Here is a 15,674-nt window from a genome sequence, read left to right as displayed (position 1 = left end):
AGTTACCCAAGGGGGTAACCCCAGCTATATCCTAATATATGCAGTTATAAATCTTAACAGCCACCTTTTTCCTGCTAAGCATTATCTATGAGCACTGTCTTAATGTCTTGTGCTTCAGCTTTTCCTTGGTTCTTGTAGCTTTTAACTTCTCCACAACTTCTCAACTTCGCTTTTAGGAATGCGGAGCTTGCTAGCAGGGTGGCTGCACTTCTAATAATGCCCTCCTTAGCCAACCTGGAGAGTCTTGAACTGAGATGTTAAATGTCTTTTGCAATGTACTTTTGTCCAAGCTATACAGAGATAATTAAGAAAAGGGCAATCAAACTCATTTAGCTATATCTTTCTGAAAAGCTGACTAGGCGCCGGGGGCGGGATTTGAACCCGCGCGGGGTTTCCCCCACCGGCTTAGCAGGCCGGCGCCCTACCAGGCTAGGCGACCCCGGCTCATCCACAAATGATCAGTTGGGAAATTTATAAATGTTTTAGATTCTCTTTAAAAATCATCCGTGAATGAGCCTTATCATTCTCAGCATGAAGTCTATTATGTCCCTTATTGAGAGGACTCCAACAGGCTTGCCATCATCATCCACCACAGGCAGATGCCTCACATTTATCTCCTTCATCCTTGCAAGCGCCTCCTCTATAGTATCTGTTGGCTTCGCAGTGACTGGATTCTCTGTCATGAGCTGCCAGACAGGATATTCATTCAGCAGCTGCGACTTTCCAGTTGATACCAAATATACGAGATCCCTCTCAGTCAGTATTCCTATCAGCCTTCCATCATCATCCACAACCAGGACGCTACCAATCCTGTTGTTGAACATGAGCTTTGCTGCATCCTGCACGCTATCGTTCTTATGCACAGTTATCGGCGGCTTGCTCATTATAGATTCAACTGTTCCCTTGCTAGACTTGCTCAACTCTCCCACCTTTTTTTAGGTTCTAAACTGATGCGGCTTCCCATGGAGGAAGCCTGCGCTGAGGCGAACTTCCCCTGGAATTGCTCCCTCCGGTGACCTGTGAACGCCGTGATCCGAGGACAGGTTGCTCCCTTCCGGGCCTGGCCAGTTTCCCTCGGTCAGGGAGGTCTGGCTGGCCCTCCAGCCAACCAGCCTCCTCCCACGACCCCACAGGGCGGAGCTCATCACTATCCAGGGATTCATCCCCAGCCTCGGCCCCCTCCATGGGATTACTGGCCCCGCCTTGCGCCCACCTCGGAAATGGGGAGGGCGAGCCCCCGGCCCTACCCGCACTTCTTATTATGTTGTTTAAATATTAAAATACGTTTTTCTGAAAAGTGCTCAGAAGCTGCTGAGCCTGGATACGCTCTCTATTTCCAGGTCATCAATTCCGCTGATTGAGCGGAGCAGCTCCTCAAGCTTCTCTGTCCCCCCCTCAGTATCCTCGGGGAAGGTTATGTAGAGCTTTAGAGCTTTGTAGCCGAATGCTATGGGCTCCTCAGAGGCCTTCAGTATGTGGTATTCCTCTGGAAGCACCTTCCTTATCTCGTCAAGCAGCTTTCCCCTATCGCTGATGCTGTCGCTTGGATATACTCTTACCGATGCCAGAACTCTTGCCATCTCAATTACCTCCTCATGGACCAGTGAATCCGCACACTGGGCAAGTGTACTTCACTCCCTGCTTTCTGCACATGTTGCACCTTATTATTTCCACCTTTCCGCAGTTGGGGCAGAGAAATATAACTGGCTTCTCATCAGGAGGAATTGTTTTCCTGCAGCTCGTGCATGTCCTTGTCTTAACTGTATCATGCAGGCTTATCCTCGTTGATGGATAGCTTGTTTGCATGCTGGATCTTCCTCTTAAGCAGTTCCTCAGATCGCTCTCAGCAAAATCGTTAATAAATATTTAAGCAATAGGCATTGGTGGTATTGCTGAATGAAGCAGGTAATTGCTGCGAGAAAGGATCTGAGGATGGGGGCTGGAAAGCTCGCTGTCCAGGTTGCCCATGCAAGCGTTTCATGCATTCTTCTCATAATAGAATCTAAAAATGAGGCTTGGAATGAGTGGCTGAGGGCATGGGTTAAGGAGGGGCAGAAGAAGATTGTTGTGAAGGTAAGCAGTCAGAAGGAGCTTGGCATTCTCTATGAGAGGGCTTTAAGCATGGGGCTTCCGGCATCATTCATAAGCGATGCAGGATTGACCCAGCTTGAGCCTGGAACTGCAACAGCTGTTGGAATAGGGCCAGCTCCAGACGATGCTGTGGATAGAATAACTGGAGATCTTAAGCTCTACTAGCTATTCTGCTCTTATTCTAGCTGGGGATCCAAGCATCTTTGAAAGGATCTCCTCTAGAACCTCGAGCTTTGAGGGGAGGGATCTGAGCTCATATCGGCTTATCCTAACTATGTACTCTGTGCTTCCATCTGGGAGCCAAACAGTGTTCACTCCATTTATTCTGACAGGACTCAGCAGCTCCGATGCAAGTTTCTTCAGATCGCCTGTCTGCTCAACTATCTGCACCCTCCTTCCAAGCATGTCGCTCAGCGCCTTAGCAGCTCTCTTCAGAAGAAGCTGCTCCACCCCTCCGCTCTTCACAATTATTACGGTGAGATCTCTCGATGCAATTGTCCTCACATATGTTATGTCCTTGAGCTGCTTGAAGTCCTTGTCTTCCTCAAGCTCTATTAATGCCTTCATCACCGGTATTTCCTCCTGCAGCACCTTTCCGCTCTCCACGAGCCTGTGGCAGCGGGGGCAGAGGATCCCTGTCTTGACGCAGATGTAGTCAAGCGGTATCTTTACTATTTTCGACACCTCCTCCTTCTGGAGATCGCAGATAAGCTCTGCTCATTCAGTTAAATGCAGCTTCAATTAATCAATTCCTAAAAGGACTAATATAAATTAGTGATCTGCTGTTTTGCTTGAGAAAAATTTCTGTTGAAGATCAGCTAAGAGCATATTCTTGGGAAGGAGCACTTTCTGAAAATCCAGTCCTCGTTCTCCTTGAAGATTTCTCTTATTACTAGAGAGGCATAGCTTCCTGGAGGCATTTTGAGAACTGCAAAAATTTTTCCATTCAAGCTGTAGTACCTTGTGAGGGGATTCTGTATGTAGAGCTGCCTCAGCTGAGCTTTTGGAAAGCTCATTTTGCTAACTGCTTCTAGAATTCCGAGGGATTCTGCTTCCCTCAAAGCGCAGATGAAGTGCTCACCAGAAACGCCTTCCCTTCTCTCATATTTTTCAAATTCCTTCCCAATGAGGAGGCCGAATCTGCTGAGATTAGAGGAATCTCTGAGCCTCGAGAGGCATCTGTTGAAGATAAAAGCCTGGAGGGATTCTGCTATGATTCTGTGCTTCCAGGATCTTCTAGGATCTAGCTTCCCCTTCTGCAGAAGATCTATGGCAATTTCATGATTCAGGGGTTTCCTTGTTCCAAATCTCTGATGGCCAAAGAAGTTTGGGAAGTGCGATGTTCTTTGAAGCTCCTTCAATGTTGAAAGGGATTGCTCACTGCCTGGGAGCCTTATGGCAAAGATGTTTCCATCGAAGCCTCCCCTCCTTGGAAAGAAGCTAGTTTTTCCAATGTATTTCAGCAGAGCCTTTCCATTCAAGCAGAAGCTGTCTCCCAGGCTCTTGGAGAGAACTATTCTCTGCACTGAGAGGGAATTGCTGTCCTTCAGGCCATAGTATCCGATTTCTCCTGCATATTTCTTTTCCCTCAGAATTTCGAAAGCTCTCTGCGTTGACATCCCTGCTTTAATTAGAAAGTAAGCATGAAGTTTCCCCTCTCTGCTCACTGGAACAAGGGATCTCTCCACAACGATGAAATCCGAACAGCTGCTCATGAAGTCCTCAACAAGAGCTGCTCTTGTTGCTGTGAGAAATTTCTCCACTCCTATTTCGTTGTAGAGCATTTTATATTACCAAAGAATTAAGTTTTAAAACCTGGAGTATTAAGTGAATATTCTGGGGGCCGGTAGCTCAGCCTGGAAGAGCGCTCGGTTGGCATCCGAGAGGTCCCGGGTTCAAGTCCCGGCCGGTCCACCATCTTTCCCATGAAAGATTTTGCTTTCTATTTTTGTGAAAGATATCTATCTATGCTTAGAGCAGCATCCATTCCGCTCTTCAGTGCTACACCTATCTTGGAGGGGCCGTTTACAACGTCTCCAGCTGCAAAAATTTTCTCCCTTGTTGTCATTCCCCTCTCATCGACATATATTGTTCCATCCTCCTTCAACTTCAGGCCGTGCTTTTCAATGTTCTCGGGAGGAGTGGGCTTGGCTCCTATTGCATTTATTGCTGTAAAGAAGTCTACGAAAGCCTCCTCTCCATATACAAGCTTTCCCTCCCTCCCCTTTCCAATGATCTGTGTTCTGTAGAAAATCCCTCCCTTTAGGCTCTTTTCCGAATCACAGAGGAATTCCTTTGGAGCGAGATTTTCCAGGAACTCAACCCCTCCTCTTTCCAGCCTCAATGCCTCATTCTTTCCCATTGGGGCCACATCCTTGCTTCTTCTGTAGATTATCTTTGTTTTTAGCTTCAGCTCGAAGCCTGAGACCTGGGCTGCATCTGCTGCTGTCAGCCCTCCTCCTATTATGCCGACTGGCTCCTTAAGAGATGAGCTAGTGTAGCCGTACATTGGAGAGTATCCGAGCTTCAGTCTGTGATAGTCTATGAGCCACTCGACTGAGGGGAGAACATCTGGAGAGTCCTCGCAGTTTATTCCTATTTTCTTCGTAGCTATTGTTCCAGTCGCTATCAGGGCTGCATCGCTTCCCTCAACAGCCTCGTCCAGCTCAATGTCCCTTCCTATCATCTTTCCGCTGACAAAGCTCACTCTCCCGCTCATTGTTAGCTCTCTAACTCCTTCCCTAACACTGCTCTTGCTTATTCTGAACTCTGGAATTCCAAACATGAGGAGGCCTCCCGGCTCTGGATGCGCATCATATGCTATTATCTCGTAGCCCCTGCATATTAGAGAGCCTACTGCTCCAAGTCCTGCTGGTCCAAGTCCTATTACTGCAACTCTCTTTCCATTTAGAGGAGGAAGCCTAGAAAGATCGCACTTCAGGAAACGCAATCAAACTGCACCCTTTTTCCTATAAAATGAAGCCCTCCTTTATAAGGTATTTTCTAACGCGCTCTGGAATCTTCACAGATAGGCGCGCCCCGGGGGTCTTGGGAAGATAGAGAGGTCTGGAAAGCTTGGGCCCCTCAATTATTACTCCGAGAACATCCCCGCTCTCAGAGGAAAGAAATGTGAGCTTGTAGCCCTCATAGAACTCCACTCTCTGCTCCTTCACTCCAGCCTTTACTCCCATGGGCCCATCAACTTTTGGGGAAATGTTAAGTTCACTTAAAAATTGTTCATTGGTTGTATAATAACATAACTTCAGAGAAATGCAATATTATCTTTTTCAAGCTTGGGAAATTTAGGGGATACATATTTATTTTTGAAGTTAGAGTTTTCTTTCAAGGCATTTATGAAAAAGGTGCTTCCAATATGAGCAGATGGTGGATAATAGCTCATGGGGATGGTGATGGAATATCGAGCGCTGCTATAGGGCTCCTTGCTCTGAGGGATGTGAGGAACATATACTTCAGCCATCCTGCTGGTCTGAAGGAGGATCTCTCTGTTGTTGAGCGCGGAGAGAGCGTTCTAATAGTAGATATAGCCCTCTCCTCAGGAGATGAGAGGAAGGTCATATCGGAGCTAAGGAGGATTCATGATGATGGTGGAGATATAATCTACATAGATCACCATCCCCTCCCCCCAGAGCTGGATGAGAGGTCAGTTCCGGGAGCATTTGTGCATGATGAGTGCTGCTCAGCCTCAGAGCTAAGCTACAAATATCTTAGCAGGAGGTTCAAGGTTGTTTCTGTAGAAGAGAGGGAGCTTGAGAAGATTGCCCTGTATGGAGCGATAAGCGACTATTTAGACAGCTCTGATTGGGCTCAGAGAGCTCTGAACAATTGGGACAAGAGATACATATACTATGAGGCTGGAGTACTTTCGCAGGGCCTAGAGGGCATGAGGAAGTATCACGATCTTAAGAGGGAGATAGTGAAGAGCCTTGCCTCCGGAAGGGATCCGAGCTCAATAAGCGAGATAGTTGTTAACAGCATTTTCATGAGCAGGAATGAGAAGCTTCTAATAGAGTTCGTCTCGAGGAATCTGAAGAGTGCTGGAAAGATAGCCTATGTTGAGGATCCTCCAGGCAGCATTCCAAGGGCAGCAACATATGCTAGAGCCATTTCTGGAATGCCGGTAGGTGCAGCTGTTGAGAGGAGGAAGGATATGGCAGTCATGAGCCTCAGGGCTGTTGATGCTTCAATGAAAATCAACGAGATTGCCATGAAGATTGCTCCCAGGCTTGGAGGAAATGCTGGGGGGCACCCCCTAGCTTGCGGGGCCAGGATTCCAATTGGAAGGATGGCTGAGTTCTTCGAGCTCATCTCAGAGGCGATTTCCAGGTGAATGCCTGGGAGATAGCAAGAGAAAATATGGAGAGAGAGTTGAGCTCTCCATCGAGAATTTCCAGAGCCCTTGAGGAATATGCTTCTTTCATCAAGGAAAGCTATAGAGAGAGAATTGTGAGGAGGGAGCACAGAGGAACTGCTGTCTTCGTTGGAGACATACATGGAGATCTGGATAGCTTGAGCAAGATCCTGTCGAGAATTGATGCAAGTCTCCTCGATTCCGGGGAAACGCAGATTTTCTTCCTGGGAGACTACATAGATAGAGGCCCAAATCAGCTGGAGTGCCTCTTTTCAGTGCTTGAGCTCATTTCCCACTTTCCGAAAAGCACTGTTGCTCTGAGGGGAAATCACGAGCCCCTTCCCAGCGTTACTCCATATCCCCACGACTTTCCAGCTGAGCTGAACATGAGGTTTGGATACGAGAGGGGGAGCGAGATATACAATGCAGCGAGGCAGCTCTTCGACTCCCTCCCATTTGTCTTCATTCTCAACTCGGAAATAATAGGAGTTCATGGAGGGCTTCCAACGAAGAACTACATGAGGGCTGAAAGCCTGGAGGAGTTTCTGATTGGCCATGGAGATCAGGATTTCTTCGATTTAGCAGTTGAGCTTCTATGGAATGATCCAATTGATGATCCCATAGTCAGGCTCCCCTCTCCCAGAGGAGCAGGCTATCTCTGGGGAACCCTGGTTACAGATTGGGCAAAGAAGAGCTTCAGCATAGGGCTCATTGTGAGGGGGCACGAGCCAAGCGATTACGGCTACAAGCTCCAGCACAATGGCACGGTTCTCACTCTCTTCAGCAGGATGGGCCCTCCATATTTCAATAGATCAGCAGCAATAGCTGTTCTAGATCTCTCTAATGAGGAGTGGAGGAGAAATGTCCTTTCCTCCATTCAGTTCATAAGCTGATTTCTCTACGGCTTTAGCTTGAAGTATATTCTCCTGTTGTTCTTTCCCTTGTTCTCGAGCTTCAGAAAGACTATCTCTCCAGATTCCCTAGTGTTTGAGACATGGGGGCCTCCATCTGCCTGAATGTCTACTCCCTCTATTTCAACTATCCTCAGCCTCTCCACGTTTGGGGGAAGGGCCTTTGCCAGCTTTACAATTCCTTCCAATTTGAGGGCATCCTCCCTCCTCATGTAGTATATCTTGACAGGATGCCCCTCAGCCAATATCCTGTTCGCTTCAGCTATTGCTGAGATAACGAGATCCCTGTCTGGCTTTTCCAAGTTAAGATCCACCCTCGAGACATCCTCAGTTACTTGGTTTCCAGTGACTAGAGCTCCAGAATATCTGTTGAAGACCGAGATTAGCACATGCAGAGCTGTGTGGGCCCTCATTATCCTGTATCTTTTCTCCCAGTCAAGCCTCAGTACTCCCCTATCTCCTGGAGATAGAGATGCCTGCTCTGAGAGCAGGTGAACGACTTCATCTCCCTCTTCGACTGCCTCTGCTATGCGATATTCCCTTCCATTTATTGTCAGAGCTCCAGAATCCGATATCAGCCCCCCAGCTCTAGGATGAATGACTGTTCTATCTAGGATTACCCTGTTGGAGGAGCTCTCGAGAACTGTGACCTCAGCTTCCTTGAGATAGGAATCATCCAGGTAAAGGAGCGCAGTCCTCATGATGCATCAGCAATAAGTCTATGCATCTCATATCTTTTAAACATTGATAGAACATCAGATCTCTCTGGGGAGCATCATGATAAGAGTAGTGCTCTATGGTGATCTGGGAAGGGAGAGCAGAATTGCTGAGAGGAGGGTGAAGGAAGCCCTAATTGATATTTCAAGGAAGTACTCTCTGCAGATAGATCTTCTCACAATAACGCTTCCAGAGATCGTGGAGAACTTCCACCCGCTTGTGAAAGTGAATGAGGATAGGGCTGTGGAGCTGCCATGCCTTGATGCCTGCCTCGAGGAGCTCCTCCTCTCACAGATGGCTGAAGCAGGAAAAAGTGCTCACAGCACTCCGTCTTTTGAGCTTCAGAGCATGGAAGCATGAGAGCTCCTGTTTTCAACAGATCTGCTAGGTATCTTTATATAACGTATTACAGAAATTGTTTTAGAGTTCAGAGAATGGTGCTTAGGATTGAGTCAGGAACTTCCCTTTATGCTGGATATGTGGACGAAAGGAAGAGTAAGGCACATGATGGTCTCCCTCGGAAAAACTGTTGGGGGTCTCTACAATAACAACAAGGCAGCTATCAGCTTCGATGTTTCTTCTAGGGATCTCCTGAAGAACGGGCTGCTCGATATTGGAATAGCTTCCCGCTCCTCCGAGCAGCTTAGGCTGAGGATTTGGATGGATGGAGTCTCCCTGGTGAAGGAGTTTCGTCCAAACTACGTATTGGATCTGAAGGATCTCAAGTTCTCAACAGTATTGATAGATGTCCTTCCAATTCTGAAGAGGGCAAATGCAAGGAGCAGGAGCAGGGTAATTATAATAAATTCCGGATCTGCCCCATTCACTGTAACCCATGCTTCCCTCTTCACTTTGGTGGGGGAGGGGAAGGAGAAGAGAGTAATTTACAAGAGCGGCGGTGCTTCTCTTCATGAAGGAGAGAAAATAGATGTTTCGATGGGAGGAGAGTTCAGCAGAGTTGCCATGGGGGCATTTCTCTATGCAGTTGATCCTCCCCACTCGCTCGAAGTTCTAGTTGATGGAAAGATTTCTAGATTGATTGATTTAAACAGGCAGGCTGAGGACATTGAGCTTTTCCTAGCTGGAAGCGGGATGAAGAGCATTGGACTGAGGAGAATGAGGGATGTCCTCGGGAGGAAAAAGGCATGCACAGTTCTCTCATCTTTCAGCATAGCGGCCTCAGCAGAGGAGGAGAGGGAGATGGATGTTGATGCCCATGTAAAGAGAGCTGCTAAGGATGAAGTTGTAGTGGAATGCATAGTTAGGAATGTTGGGAGCGCACCTGTGAAAAAAGCATCGCTCATTGCATTATCGCTTGGAAGCGTTGTCCACAGAGAGCTGCTTGGAGAGCTCAAGGAAGGAGAGGAGGTAAGGAAAACAATTTCAGTTAAGCTTCCAAAGGATGCCAGGTCTCTTGTTCTAAGGCTTATATGGAATGCTGACGGAGAGGTTAAGTTCATAGAGAAGAGGTTCAGGGAGAAGGAGTGATTTCCTAGCTAGGAGGTGCATGAGCTTGGGAATAAGGAGGGTTGTTCTTGATATACTGATGCCCATAAGGGGGCTGGGCATAGATGAGCTTGCTCTGAGCATTGAAAAGGTAGAGGGAGTTGAGTCAGTGAACATAACAGTGAAGGAATTCGATGTGAGCACCCAGACCCTGCTCGTAGTAGTTGAGGGGGAGAACATAGACATGCTAGAGCTGAAGAGCGTTCTCGATAGGTTTGGAGTTGCTATACATGGGATAGATCAGGTTGTTGCTGGAAGGAGGATTGCTGAGATACCTGACTACTTCTACGAGTTCTAGAAAGCTGCGCTTTCAATTGCACAGCATTTTCGCCATTCTCAATCCCCATTGCCTGCATTAGCTCGCATAGCTTGCATATTGTTCTTCCTATGCTTGTAGGCTCCCCGCATATTCTGCAAGTTGGGAGATCGCTGTATTTGCTCTCAGCTATTTTTCTTATGAGGAGCGAGTCGAATTTCTCCAAAATGGAGAGCATTGCTCCAGGCCTCTCCCTCTCGAGCATGTAAAGCCAATGCCTTATTCTTGCTCTGAGGGTAGGCTGAAATGTTATGTAGGGGCATTCCGTCTCCTGAAATTTGAAGCCGAGCTCAAAAGCATATGCTGTTGCCTCCCTCTCATAGATTTTTCTGAGGGGCTTTATCCTCTGAACAAGGAGGCTGCTAAGCCTTGGTGCCAGTGGGTGCTGCCTTATAAGCCTCTCCGGATCCCCCCTCAGGATGTTCATGAAGAGAGTCTGAACCTCATCGTCGAGGTTGTGGGCTGTGGCCGTTTTGCTTGCACCAAGCATCCTCGCTGCTAAATTTATCCCCCTCCTCCTCATTGCCCCGCAGAAAGTGCATGGGGAGATCTCAAGACTCACTGCCCTTGCCCTGCTCACTATATCATGCAGAGAATAGCCGAACATTTCCTTCAGGCTCGATACAACTAGATCGACTCCTCTATCTGAAGCATATTTTTTCAGCCTAGCAATGTACTCTTCCCTGTTGTAGTTTGGAATTCCTTCAACGATTGAGAATCCTATTAGCCTGCTGCTGTCAACGATGCTGGAAAGAGCATCGAGGAGGACGAAGCTGTCCTTTCCTCCGCTCAGAGCTAGGAGGACTGTGTCGCTGCTCTTTATTAGGGAGAACCTGTCTATTTCTCTTTTCACCCTGCTTTTCACATCCTCTATCAGGCACCTGCCGCACAGCTTGAGGCCAGTGAAGTGCTGATAGTATGCTGCCTCTCTCTCATTGCATCTGTCGCACTTTGGCATTCAGGAGCACCGCAACAATTAATTTTATAATCAACAATTTTTTCTAGGTTCTTGGGGGCTAATATGTCAGCAGTAAGCTATTTAGGGTTAATTGGTTTGATCCTGATATCCTTGGGATGGGTCTCATCGATAAAGAACAAGCCTCCGGCAACTCTCAGCGGCCTTTATTCGCTTGGAAGCCTGATGCTCTTCATATATGCTTTTGCTCAGAAAGATCTAGTTTTCTCTGCCCTGAATCTTTTTGCAGTTCTGGTGAGCGGATATCAGTTTTTTGCAAAAATATATGAGGAGAGGGGGAAGAATTCGGAAAAAACTACTTGAGCATTTTGCCTCCCTTGATTATCCTGAGAGGCTTCTCGTGCCTCCATATTGCTTCATAGACTGAGGAGGCATTGAGAATAAGGAGATCAGCAGGGTTTCCAACCTTTATTCCATAGCTGCGTATGCCCATTGCTTTCGCTGCATTGTAGGTTATCATGTCGAACAGTGTTTCCATGTCTCTCAGAGTTGTCATCCAGAGAATGTGGGAGTTCAGGAAGGCTATTTCAAGCATGTTGTTGTTTCCATAGGGATAGTATGCATCAGCTATATCATCCTGACCGAGAGCAACATTCACTCCCTGAGAGAGGAAGAACTTCACTGGAATGTGAAGGGGGCCTGTGTGGGGATCTGTGACCAGGCTCATATCAGCCTTCTTAAGGAGCTGGGCAAGCTTTGTTAGATATGGGAGAGTGTACATGCTGGCAGCCCTTGCATGATTTGCAGTAACCCTTCCTATCCAATTCTCCTTTATTGCCTTCTTTGCCAGCTTCTCAGTCGTTCTCAGATTTGGATCTCCCGTATCATCGGTCAGCATGGCAACATCTCTGTTGAACTCCTTGGCTATCTCGAACATTTTCTCTATGTGGTAGTCCTCCTCCTCTGATGTGAGCTCTATCCATGGTATGCCGCCCACAACATCTGCTCCAAGCTCAACAGCCTTCCTTATGTACTCCTCAGCACCTGGATCCCTTGCAACTCCGTCCTGCGGGAAAGCAACCACCTGTATTGTGATCTTGTCCTTGAGCTCCTCTTTAACTCTGAGCAGAGCCTTTATTCCCTCCAGCCTGGCCTTGGTATCAGTGTCCACAAAGGCCCTTATGAAGAGAGTTCCGTGCTCTATTGCTTCTAATGCAGCCTTCCTCGCATTCTCATATATCCAGCTCTCATTGTACTTTTCCTTAATCTTTGAGGCGAGAAGTATTGCAAGCTCAGAAGTTCCCATATTGCTTTCGTGATAGTGCTTGACAGCCTCCTCCCCTATCATGAGGAAAGTGTAGACCTTGCACATGTGGAGATGGGGATCTATGAAGGGCGGAGAAACCAGCTTTCCCTCTGCATCAATCTCCCTCTCTCCTCTCGCCTCAATTTTTTCCCTTATATCGGAAATCTTTCCCTCGCTTATAGCTATATCCACGAGGGATCCAGGGTTCTCCCTTGTTCTTGCATTTCTTATTACTAGATCATAAATTTCCATTGCTGGCACCTTAGTTATTATTTTTTAGAAAAAATATAAAAATATTCGCCGCAGGAATGCGAAAATATTAATAGTTATTTTATAGCTTTTTTCTTAAATGCAAATGGAAAGCTGCTTGAGGATAAGGGCTGAAAATTTCAGAGGAAGTGTGATCATGCTGCTTACAGAAGATGATGCCTTGGTCCTAGCTGATTGGGATGCTGATGGAGCAGTTTCCGCAGCAATACTGCTCTATCTTCAGTCCTCGGAAATATTTCCTGCTAGAAGAAAGGTCAACATGAATCTCATTCCCTCTGGACCGAGGGATGTGGAAAGGATACTGAAAGGAATTGTCGGATGTCCATCATACGTTGCACTGCTCGACATAGCATATATTCCAGAGATAAGTGAGGCCCTTAAGTCATTCAAGGAAAGGTGCCCCTCATCTGAAATTGTGTACATAGATCACCACTTCTCCACTCTGGAGCACATGAGGGAGCTGAGGCCTCTCCTCTCAAAGCACAGAATAGGAGGGAGCAAGCCAACAAGCCTGCTTCTAGTTGAGCTGGCACATGAGCTTGGAAAGCCCCTTCCTGAGAGGCTGGAAGTCTTTGCGAAGTCAATAGGGTACATTGAGATGGGGAGGAGGCCTGCAGATGAGATGATGAATGTTGTTTCGCTTGTAGCCTCAATAGCTAGGGCACTGAAGCTGGGGAAGGACAGCAACTTCTGGAACAAGATGGTAAAGTGGATGTCAAACCCAATCCCAATACCAATGAGCAAGAGCGATATGGAGGTTCTGAAGAGAGTGAATGAGGAGGCGAAGAAGAGGGATGAGGAGCTTGATAGGGCTGTTGAGGATCTCTCGATAGGGGCACAGAAGCTGGGATGCTTCAGATTCATTGATGCAAGAAAGAGGTGGAAGAGAAGGGGTGTATCGAGCCTTGCAACAAGGCTGTCGAGAAAGCTGAGGTGCCCGGTAGCTCTTCTTGCATCAATAAAGGGAGGAGAGATCCTTGTGATAAGGACGAGGAACAATGCAGCAAAGCTCATAGCTGATGAGCTCATTGCTGAGGGCTTTTCCTCGGACGTGGGGGGACATGGGAACATTGTAATAATTAAGCTCAGGGAAAATTATAATTTGGAAAGGATAAAGCATATACTTACACGCTCATGTCGCTTTGTGAGGTGAATCTTGGCATGGGAAGGCTTGATGATCTGATAAAAAGAGTGGAGGAGCTAAAGAGAAAGGTAGATGTAATTCCTGTTCAATGGAACGATGGAAAGGTTGTATGGCTGAACGTGGCGCAGATACCTTGGAGGGAGGAATATGTTGAGAGCAATAGGATAGATGAGCTAGCCAATGCAATAAGAAGCCTGGAGATCAGGGGAGCTCCAGCCATTGGAATTGCAGCTGCCCTCGGAATTGCCATGGCAGCATACAATGCAAGGGGTGGGGCAGATGATGTTAAAAGGGCCTCACTGGAAGCTGCTGAGAAGCTTTCCAGGACTAGGCCAACTGCTGTTAATCTCTTCTGGGCCATTGAGAGAATGAGGAAAAAGATCGATGAGCTATCCAATGCATCTGCCGATGAGCTGAGAGAGGCTCTTCTTAGCGAGGCTCTTCAGATACAGGTTGAGGACATCGAGGGAAATCTGAAAATGGGGGAAATAGGGGAATCTCTCATAGAAGATGGTGATGCTATTCTGACCCACTGCAATACAGGTTCCCTGGCAACTGGAGGCCATGGAACTGCCCTGGGAATAATAAAGACTGCATGGAGAAAGGGAAAGAGGATCTCGGTTATAGCAACAGAGACGAGGCCCCTCCTTCAGGGAGCAAGGCTTACAGCATGGGAGCTGAAGAAAGAGGGGATACCATTTAGGCTCATTACAGATGGCATGGTAGGCTATGTCTTCGCAAATCGCCTTGCGAATAAGGCAATAGTTGGGGCAGATAGGATATTCAGGAGCGGCCACGTTATCAATAAGATAGGAACATATACGATAGCAATTTCCGCAAATTTCCACAAAGTTCCATTCTATGTGGCAGCTCCTACATCAACGATAGATAGAAAAAGCGAAGTATCGGGAGAGAAAATTGAGTACAGATCCGAGGAAGAGGTCACAAGCATTCTTGGAAAGCTGAGAATAGCTCCTGAGGGAGCCAGAGCTCTAAATCCTGCATTTGATTTAACCCCTCCTGAGCTGATCAGCGCGATAATTACTGAGAGAGGAATAGCTTCTGGGGATCTTGCCAGGGCTCTAGAAGAAATGTTGATGTGATTTTCTTTTAGTTCTTTGTTATTTCGTAATCGTTAGGTTCATCAACTGCCTTCTCCACACTGGCTTTTAGTTCTTTGTTATTTTGTGTGATGTTTTTCGGGTGTTTTTTGCTTGCTTTTTCTTTTCTTACCAGAGTTTTATAAGAGTTTTGGTGAGAAAGCGCGCTACTTTCAAACCCGCTAACCCCAACACAGCATGTCAGGAGGTTTACCACAAGCCCAAGCGTGTTCTTCTGGGTTCCTTACATGATTACCCAGGGGATTCTCAGCCTCGAACCCCAAAAAATATTCCAAGCCTTAATAGAGCTCGAGTCCTGTCTAGCTGAGCACTACTCTACTAAGCAGAGGACTGTGTTCATAAACTACGACAACAACAGAGAGCCGGCACTAACAGCAAAAGCAAAATACATTGTTATAGCAAGCGAGAATAAGTGCGAGGAGATAGTCAAGAGAACACTGCAAACAGCAAGGATCTACGGGATAGGGGCAAGCAGAGCCAACGGCTTTGGGACAATAACCATAGAAACAAAAGCAAATACTGCAAAATAACAAAGAAATAAGTGCTGATGTAGATGCAGCCTTTCCTTGAGCTTCTCTATCTTAGTGTGATGTAGGTCTTTTTATGATGCTCGAAGCTCTTAGCACGACTGGGAATGCACCAACAATTATAAGCTCTGCATCTATGAATATTTCGTTAACCATAGGTTTTTCTGGACCTACAGCTGACTGTGGGGTCTAAGAAGTTCGATGAACCATTCCAGGGAAAACTACAGAAACATTGGGATGGAGAAGAGTACCACTCCCAGGAATGAAAGTTTGAACACTAGCATACCTACTACTCACAAACTTATCATCAAATATTAAAGCACCAAGGAACATTCAAAAATCTGCTTGCGTTCTAACTTTTCTCTTTTTGAAAGAAGAAAGTAATTCTCCAAAGCAAGAGAATTTATAGGTAATTGTCATTGAAGTTCATTGATGAAGAGTCTTTAGTTTTTTCTGTTGATTCACAACATAAAAAAACTC

20 protein-coding genes, 2 tRNA genes and 1 other RNA gene are annotated in these 15,674 nt (G+C 46.7%); 11 read left to right on the top strand and 12 right to left on the bottom strand.

Translation table 11 applies throughout. The annotated features are described in order from the left end of the window. Positions 1-360 precede the first annotated feature (360 nt). The 5 genes from QXR92_04280 to QXR92_04260 form a co-directional block, all read right to left on the bottom strand. Positions 361-444 (bottom strand) — tRNA-Ser (locus QXR92_04280). Positions 445-500: 56 nt separating this feature from the next. Further along, positions 501-920, bottom strand: a complete 420-nt coding sequence (locus QXR92_04275) for a CBS domain-containing protein (protein ID MEM0319216.1) — start codon at positions 918-920, stop codon at positions 501-503. A gap of 29 nt (positions 921-949) precedes the next feature. Further along, positions 950-1,254, bottom strand: an RNA gene (gene ffs / locus QXR92_04270) — signal recognition particle sRNA. A 47-nt stretch (positions 1,255-1,301) separates the two neighbouring features. Then, the gene (locus QXR92_04265) at positions 1,302-1,580 is read right to left on the bottom strand and encodes an elongation factor 1-beta (protein MEM0319215.1); all 279 of its coding nucleotides are present in this window, start codon (positions 1,578-1,580) and stop codon (positions 1,302-1,304) included. 13 nt (positions 1,581-1,593) lie between these two features. After that, entirely contained in the window at positions 1,594-1,806 is a 213-nt protein-coding gene (locus tag QXR92_04260) for a zinc finger domain-containing protein (protein MEM0319214.1), read from the bottom strand. A 90-nt stretch (positions 1,807-1,896) separates the two neighbouring features. Here QXR92_04260 and pth2 point away from each other — a divergent pair, with 90 nt between their 5' ends. Beyond that, positions 1,897-2,256, top strand: coding sequence for a peptidyl-tRNA hydrolase Pth2 (pth2, locus tag QXR92_04255; GenBank protein MEM0319213.1), 360 nt, complete (start codon positions 1,897-1,899; stop codon positions 2,254-2,256). Here the strand turns inward: pth2 and QXR92_04250 are convergent, their stop codons facing one another. Beyond that, positions 2,257-2,775, bottom strand: coding sequence for a transcription elongation factor NusA (locus tag QXR92_04250; GenBank protein MEM0319212.1), 519 nt, complete (start codon positions 2,773-2,775; stop codon positions 2,257-2,259). A gap of 134 nt (positions 2,776-2,909) precedes the next feature. Next, entirely contained in the window at positions 2,910-3,875 is a 966-nt protein-coding gene (gene truD, locus QXR92_04245; protein ID MEM0319211.1) for a tRNA pseudouridine(13) synthase TruD, read from the bottom strand. 56 nt (positions 3,876-3,931) lie between these two features. Between truD and QXR92_04240 the strand changes: the two genes are divergently transcribed. After that, a tRNA-Ala gene (locus QXR92_04240) sits at positions 3,932-4,008 on the top strand. Positions 4,009-4,033: 25 nt separating this feature from the next. Here the strand turns inward: QXR92_04240 and QXR92_04235 are convergent. Together QXR92_04235 and QXR92_04230 are read right to left on the bottom strand one after the other, a co-directional pair. Next, positions 4,034-5,041, bottom strand: coding sequence for an FAD-dependent oxidoreductase (locus QXR92_04235; protein MEM0319210.1), 1,008 nt, complete (start codon positions 5,039-5,041; stop codon positions 4,034-4,036). 19 nt (positions 5,042-5,060) lie between these two features. Next, the gene (locus QXR92_04230; protein MEM0319209.1) at positions 5,061-5,282 is read right to left on the bottom strand and encodes a hypothetical protein; all 222 of its coding nucleotides are present in this window, start codon (positions 5,280-5,282) and stop codon (positions 5,061-5,063) included. A gap of 182 nt (positions 5,283-5,464) precedes the next feature. Between QXR92_04230 and QXR92_04225 the strand changes: the two genes are divergently transcribed. Together QXR92_04225 and QXR92_04220 are read left to right on the top strand one after the other, a co-directional pair. Then, positions 5,465-6,439: a DHHA1 domain-containing protein gene (locus QXR92_04225; GenBank protein MEM0319208.1), complete on the top strand. Its 975-nt coding sequence runs from the start codon at positions 5,465-5,467 to the stop codon at positions 6,437-6,439. After that, positions 6,436-7,353 carry a metallophosphoesterase family protein gene (locus tag QXR92_04220; GenBank protein MEM0319207.1) on the top strand — a complete coding sequence of 306 codons (918 nt, stop codon included), beginning with the start codon at positions 6,436-6,438 and terminating at the stop codon, positions 7,351-7,353. The genes QXR92_04225 and QXR92_04220 overlap by 4 nt, the downstream gene beginning before the upstream one ends. A gap of 5 nt (positions 7,354-7,358) precedes the next feature. On the opposite strand, the gene QXR92_04215 is transcribed toward QXR92_04220, so the two are convergent. Beyond that, the gene (locus tag QXR92_04215; protein MEM0319206.1) at positions 7,359-8,072 is read right to left on the bottom strand and encodes an alanyl-tRNA editing protein; all 714 of its coding nucleotides are present in this window, start codon (positions 8,070-8,072) and stop codon (positions 7,359-7,361) included. A gap of 76 nt (positions 8,073-8,148) precedes the next feature. Here QXR92_04215 and QXR92_04210 point away from each other — a divergent pair, with 76 nt between their 5' ends. From QXR92_04210 to QXR92_04200, 3 genes are all read left to right on the top strand, one after another. Beyond that, a complete protein-coding gene (locus QXR92_04210; protein ID MEM0319205.1) occupies positions 8,149-8,448 on the top strand; it encodes a hypothetical protein in 300 nt (99 codons plus the stop codon). Positions 8,449-8,535: 87 nt separating this feature from the next. Continuing rightward, the gene (locus tag QXR92_04205; GenBank protein ID MEM0319204.1) at positions 8,536-9,576 is read left to right on the top strand and encodes a hypothetical protein; all 1,041 of its coding nucleotides are present in this window, start codon (positions 8,536-8,538) and stop codon (positions 9,574-9,576) included. A 25-nt stretch (positions 9,577-9,601) separates the two neighbouring features. Continuing rightward, complete coding sequence (locus QXR92_04200) at positions 9,602-9,892, top strand: DUF211 domain-containing protein (protein ID MEM0319203.1); 291 nt, start codon at positions 9,602-9,604, stop codon at positions 9,890-9,892. Here the strand turns inward: QXR92_04200 and QXR92_04195 are convergent. After that, positions 9,819-10,868, bottom strand: a complete 1,050-nt coding sequence (locus QXR92_04195; GenBank protein MEM0319202.1) for a TIGR00269 family protein — start codon at positions 10,866-10,868, stop codon at positions 9,819-9,821. The two genes, QXR92_04200 and QXR92_04195, sit on opposite strands and share 74 nt — an antisense overlap. Positions 10,869-10,931: 63 nt before the next feature. Here QXR92_04195 and QXR92_04190 point away from each other — a divergent pair, with 63 nt between their 5' ends. Beyond that, on the top strand, positions 10,932-11,189 hold the full coding sequence (locus QXR92_04190) for a hypothetical protein (GenBank protein MEM0319201.1): 258 nt from the start codon (positions 10,932-10,934) through the stop codon (positions 11,187-11,189). Here the strand turns inward: QXR92_04190 and QXR92_04185 are convergent. Further along, positions 11,182-12,384: an amidohydrolase family protein gene (locus QXR92_04185; protein MEM0319200.1), complete on the bottom strand. Its 1,203-nt coding sequence runs from the start codon at positions 12,382-12,384 to the stop codon at positions 11,182-11,184. The genes QXR92_04190 and QXR92_04185 overlap by 8 nt on opposite strands. A gap of 154 nt (positions 12,385-12,538) precedes the next feature. Between QXR92_04185 and QXR92_04180 the strand changes: the two genes are divergently transcribed. The 3 genes from QXR92_04180 to cas6 all read left to right on the top strand — a co-directional run bounded on the left by QXR92_04180 (position 12,539) and on the right by cas6 (position 15,197). Next, positions 12,539-13,555 carry a hypothetical protein gene (locus tag QXR92_04180; GenBank protein MEM0319199.1) on the top strand — a complete coding sequence of 339 codons (1,017 nt, stop codon included), beginning with the start codon at positions 12,539-12,541 and terminating at the stop codon, positions 13,553-13,555. Positions 13,556-13,563: 8 nt separating this feature from the next. Further along, entirely contained in the window at positions 13,564-14,649 is a 1,086-nt protein-coding gene (gene mtnA, locus QXR92_04175) for an S-methyl-5-thioribose-1-phosphate isomerase (GenBank protein ID MEM0319198.1), read from the top strand. A 245-nt stretch (positions 14,650-14,894) separates the two neighbouring features. After that, positions 14,895-15,197, top strand: a complete 303-nt coding sequence (gene cas6, locus QXR92_04170; GenBank protein MEM0319197.1) for a CRISPR system precrRNA processing endoribonuclease RAMP protein Cas6 — start codon at positions 14,895-14,897, stop codon at positions 15,195-15,197. Positions 15,198-15,674: the final 477 nt, after the last annotated feature.

Source organism: Fervidicoccaceae archaeon (assembly GCA_038734945.1).
Taxonomy (GTDB): domain Archaea; phylum Thermoproteota; class Thermoprotei_A; order Sulfolobales; family Fervidicoccaceae; genus ARK-14.
The sequence above is the reverse complement of the archived record's forward strand: the minus strand, read 5'-3'. Positions and strand labels throughout refer to the sequence as shown.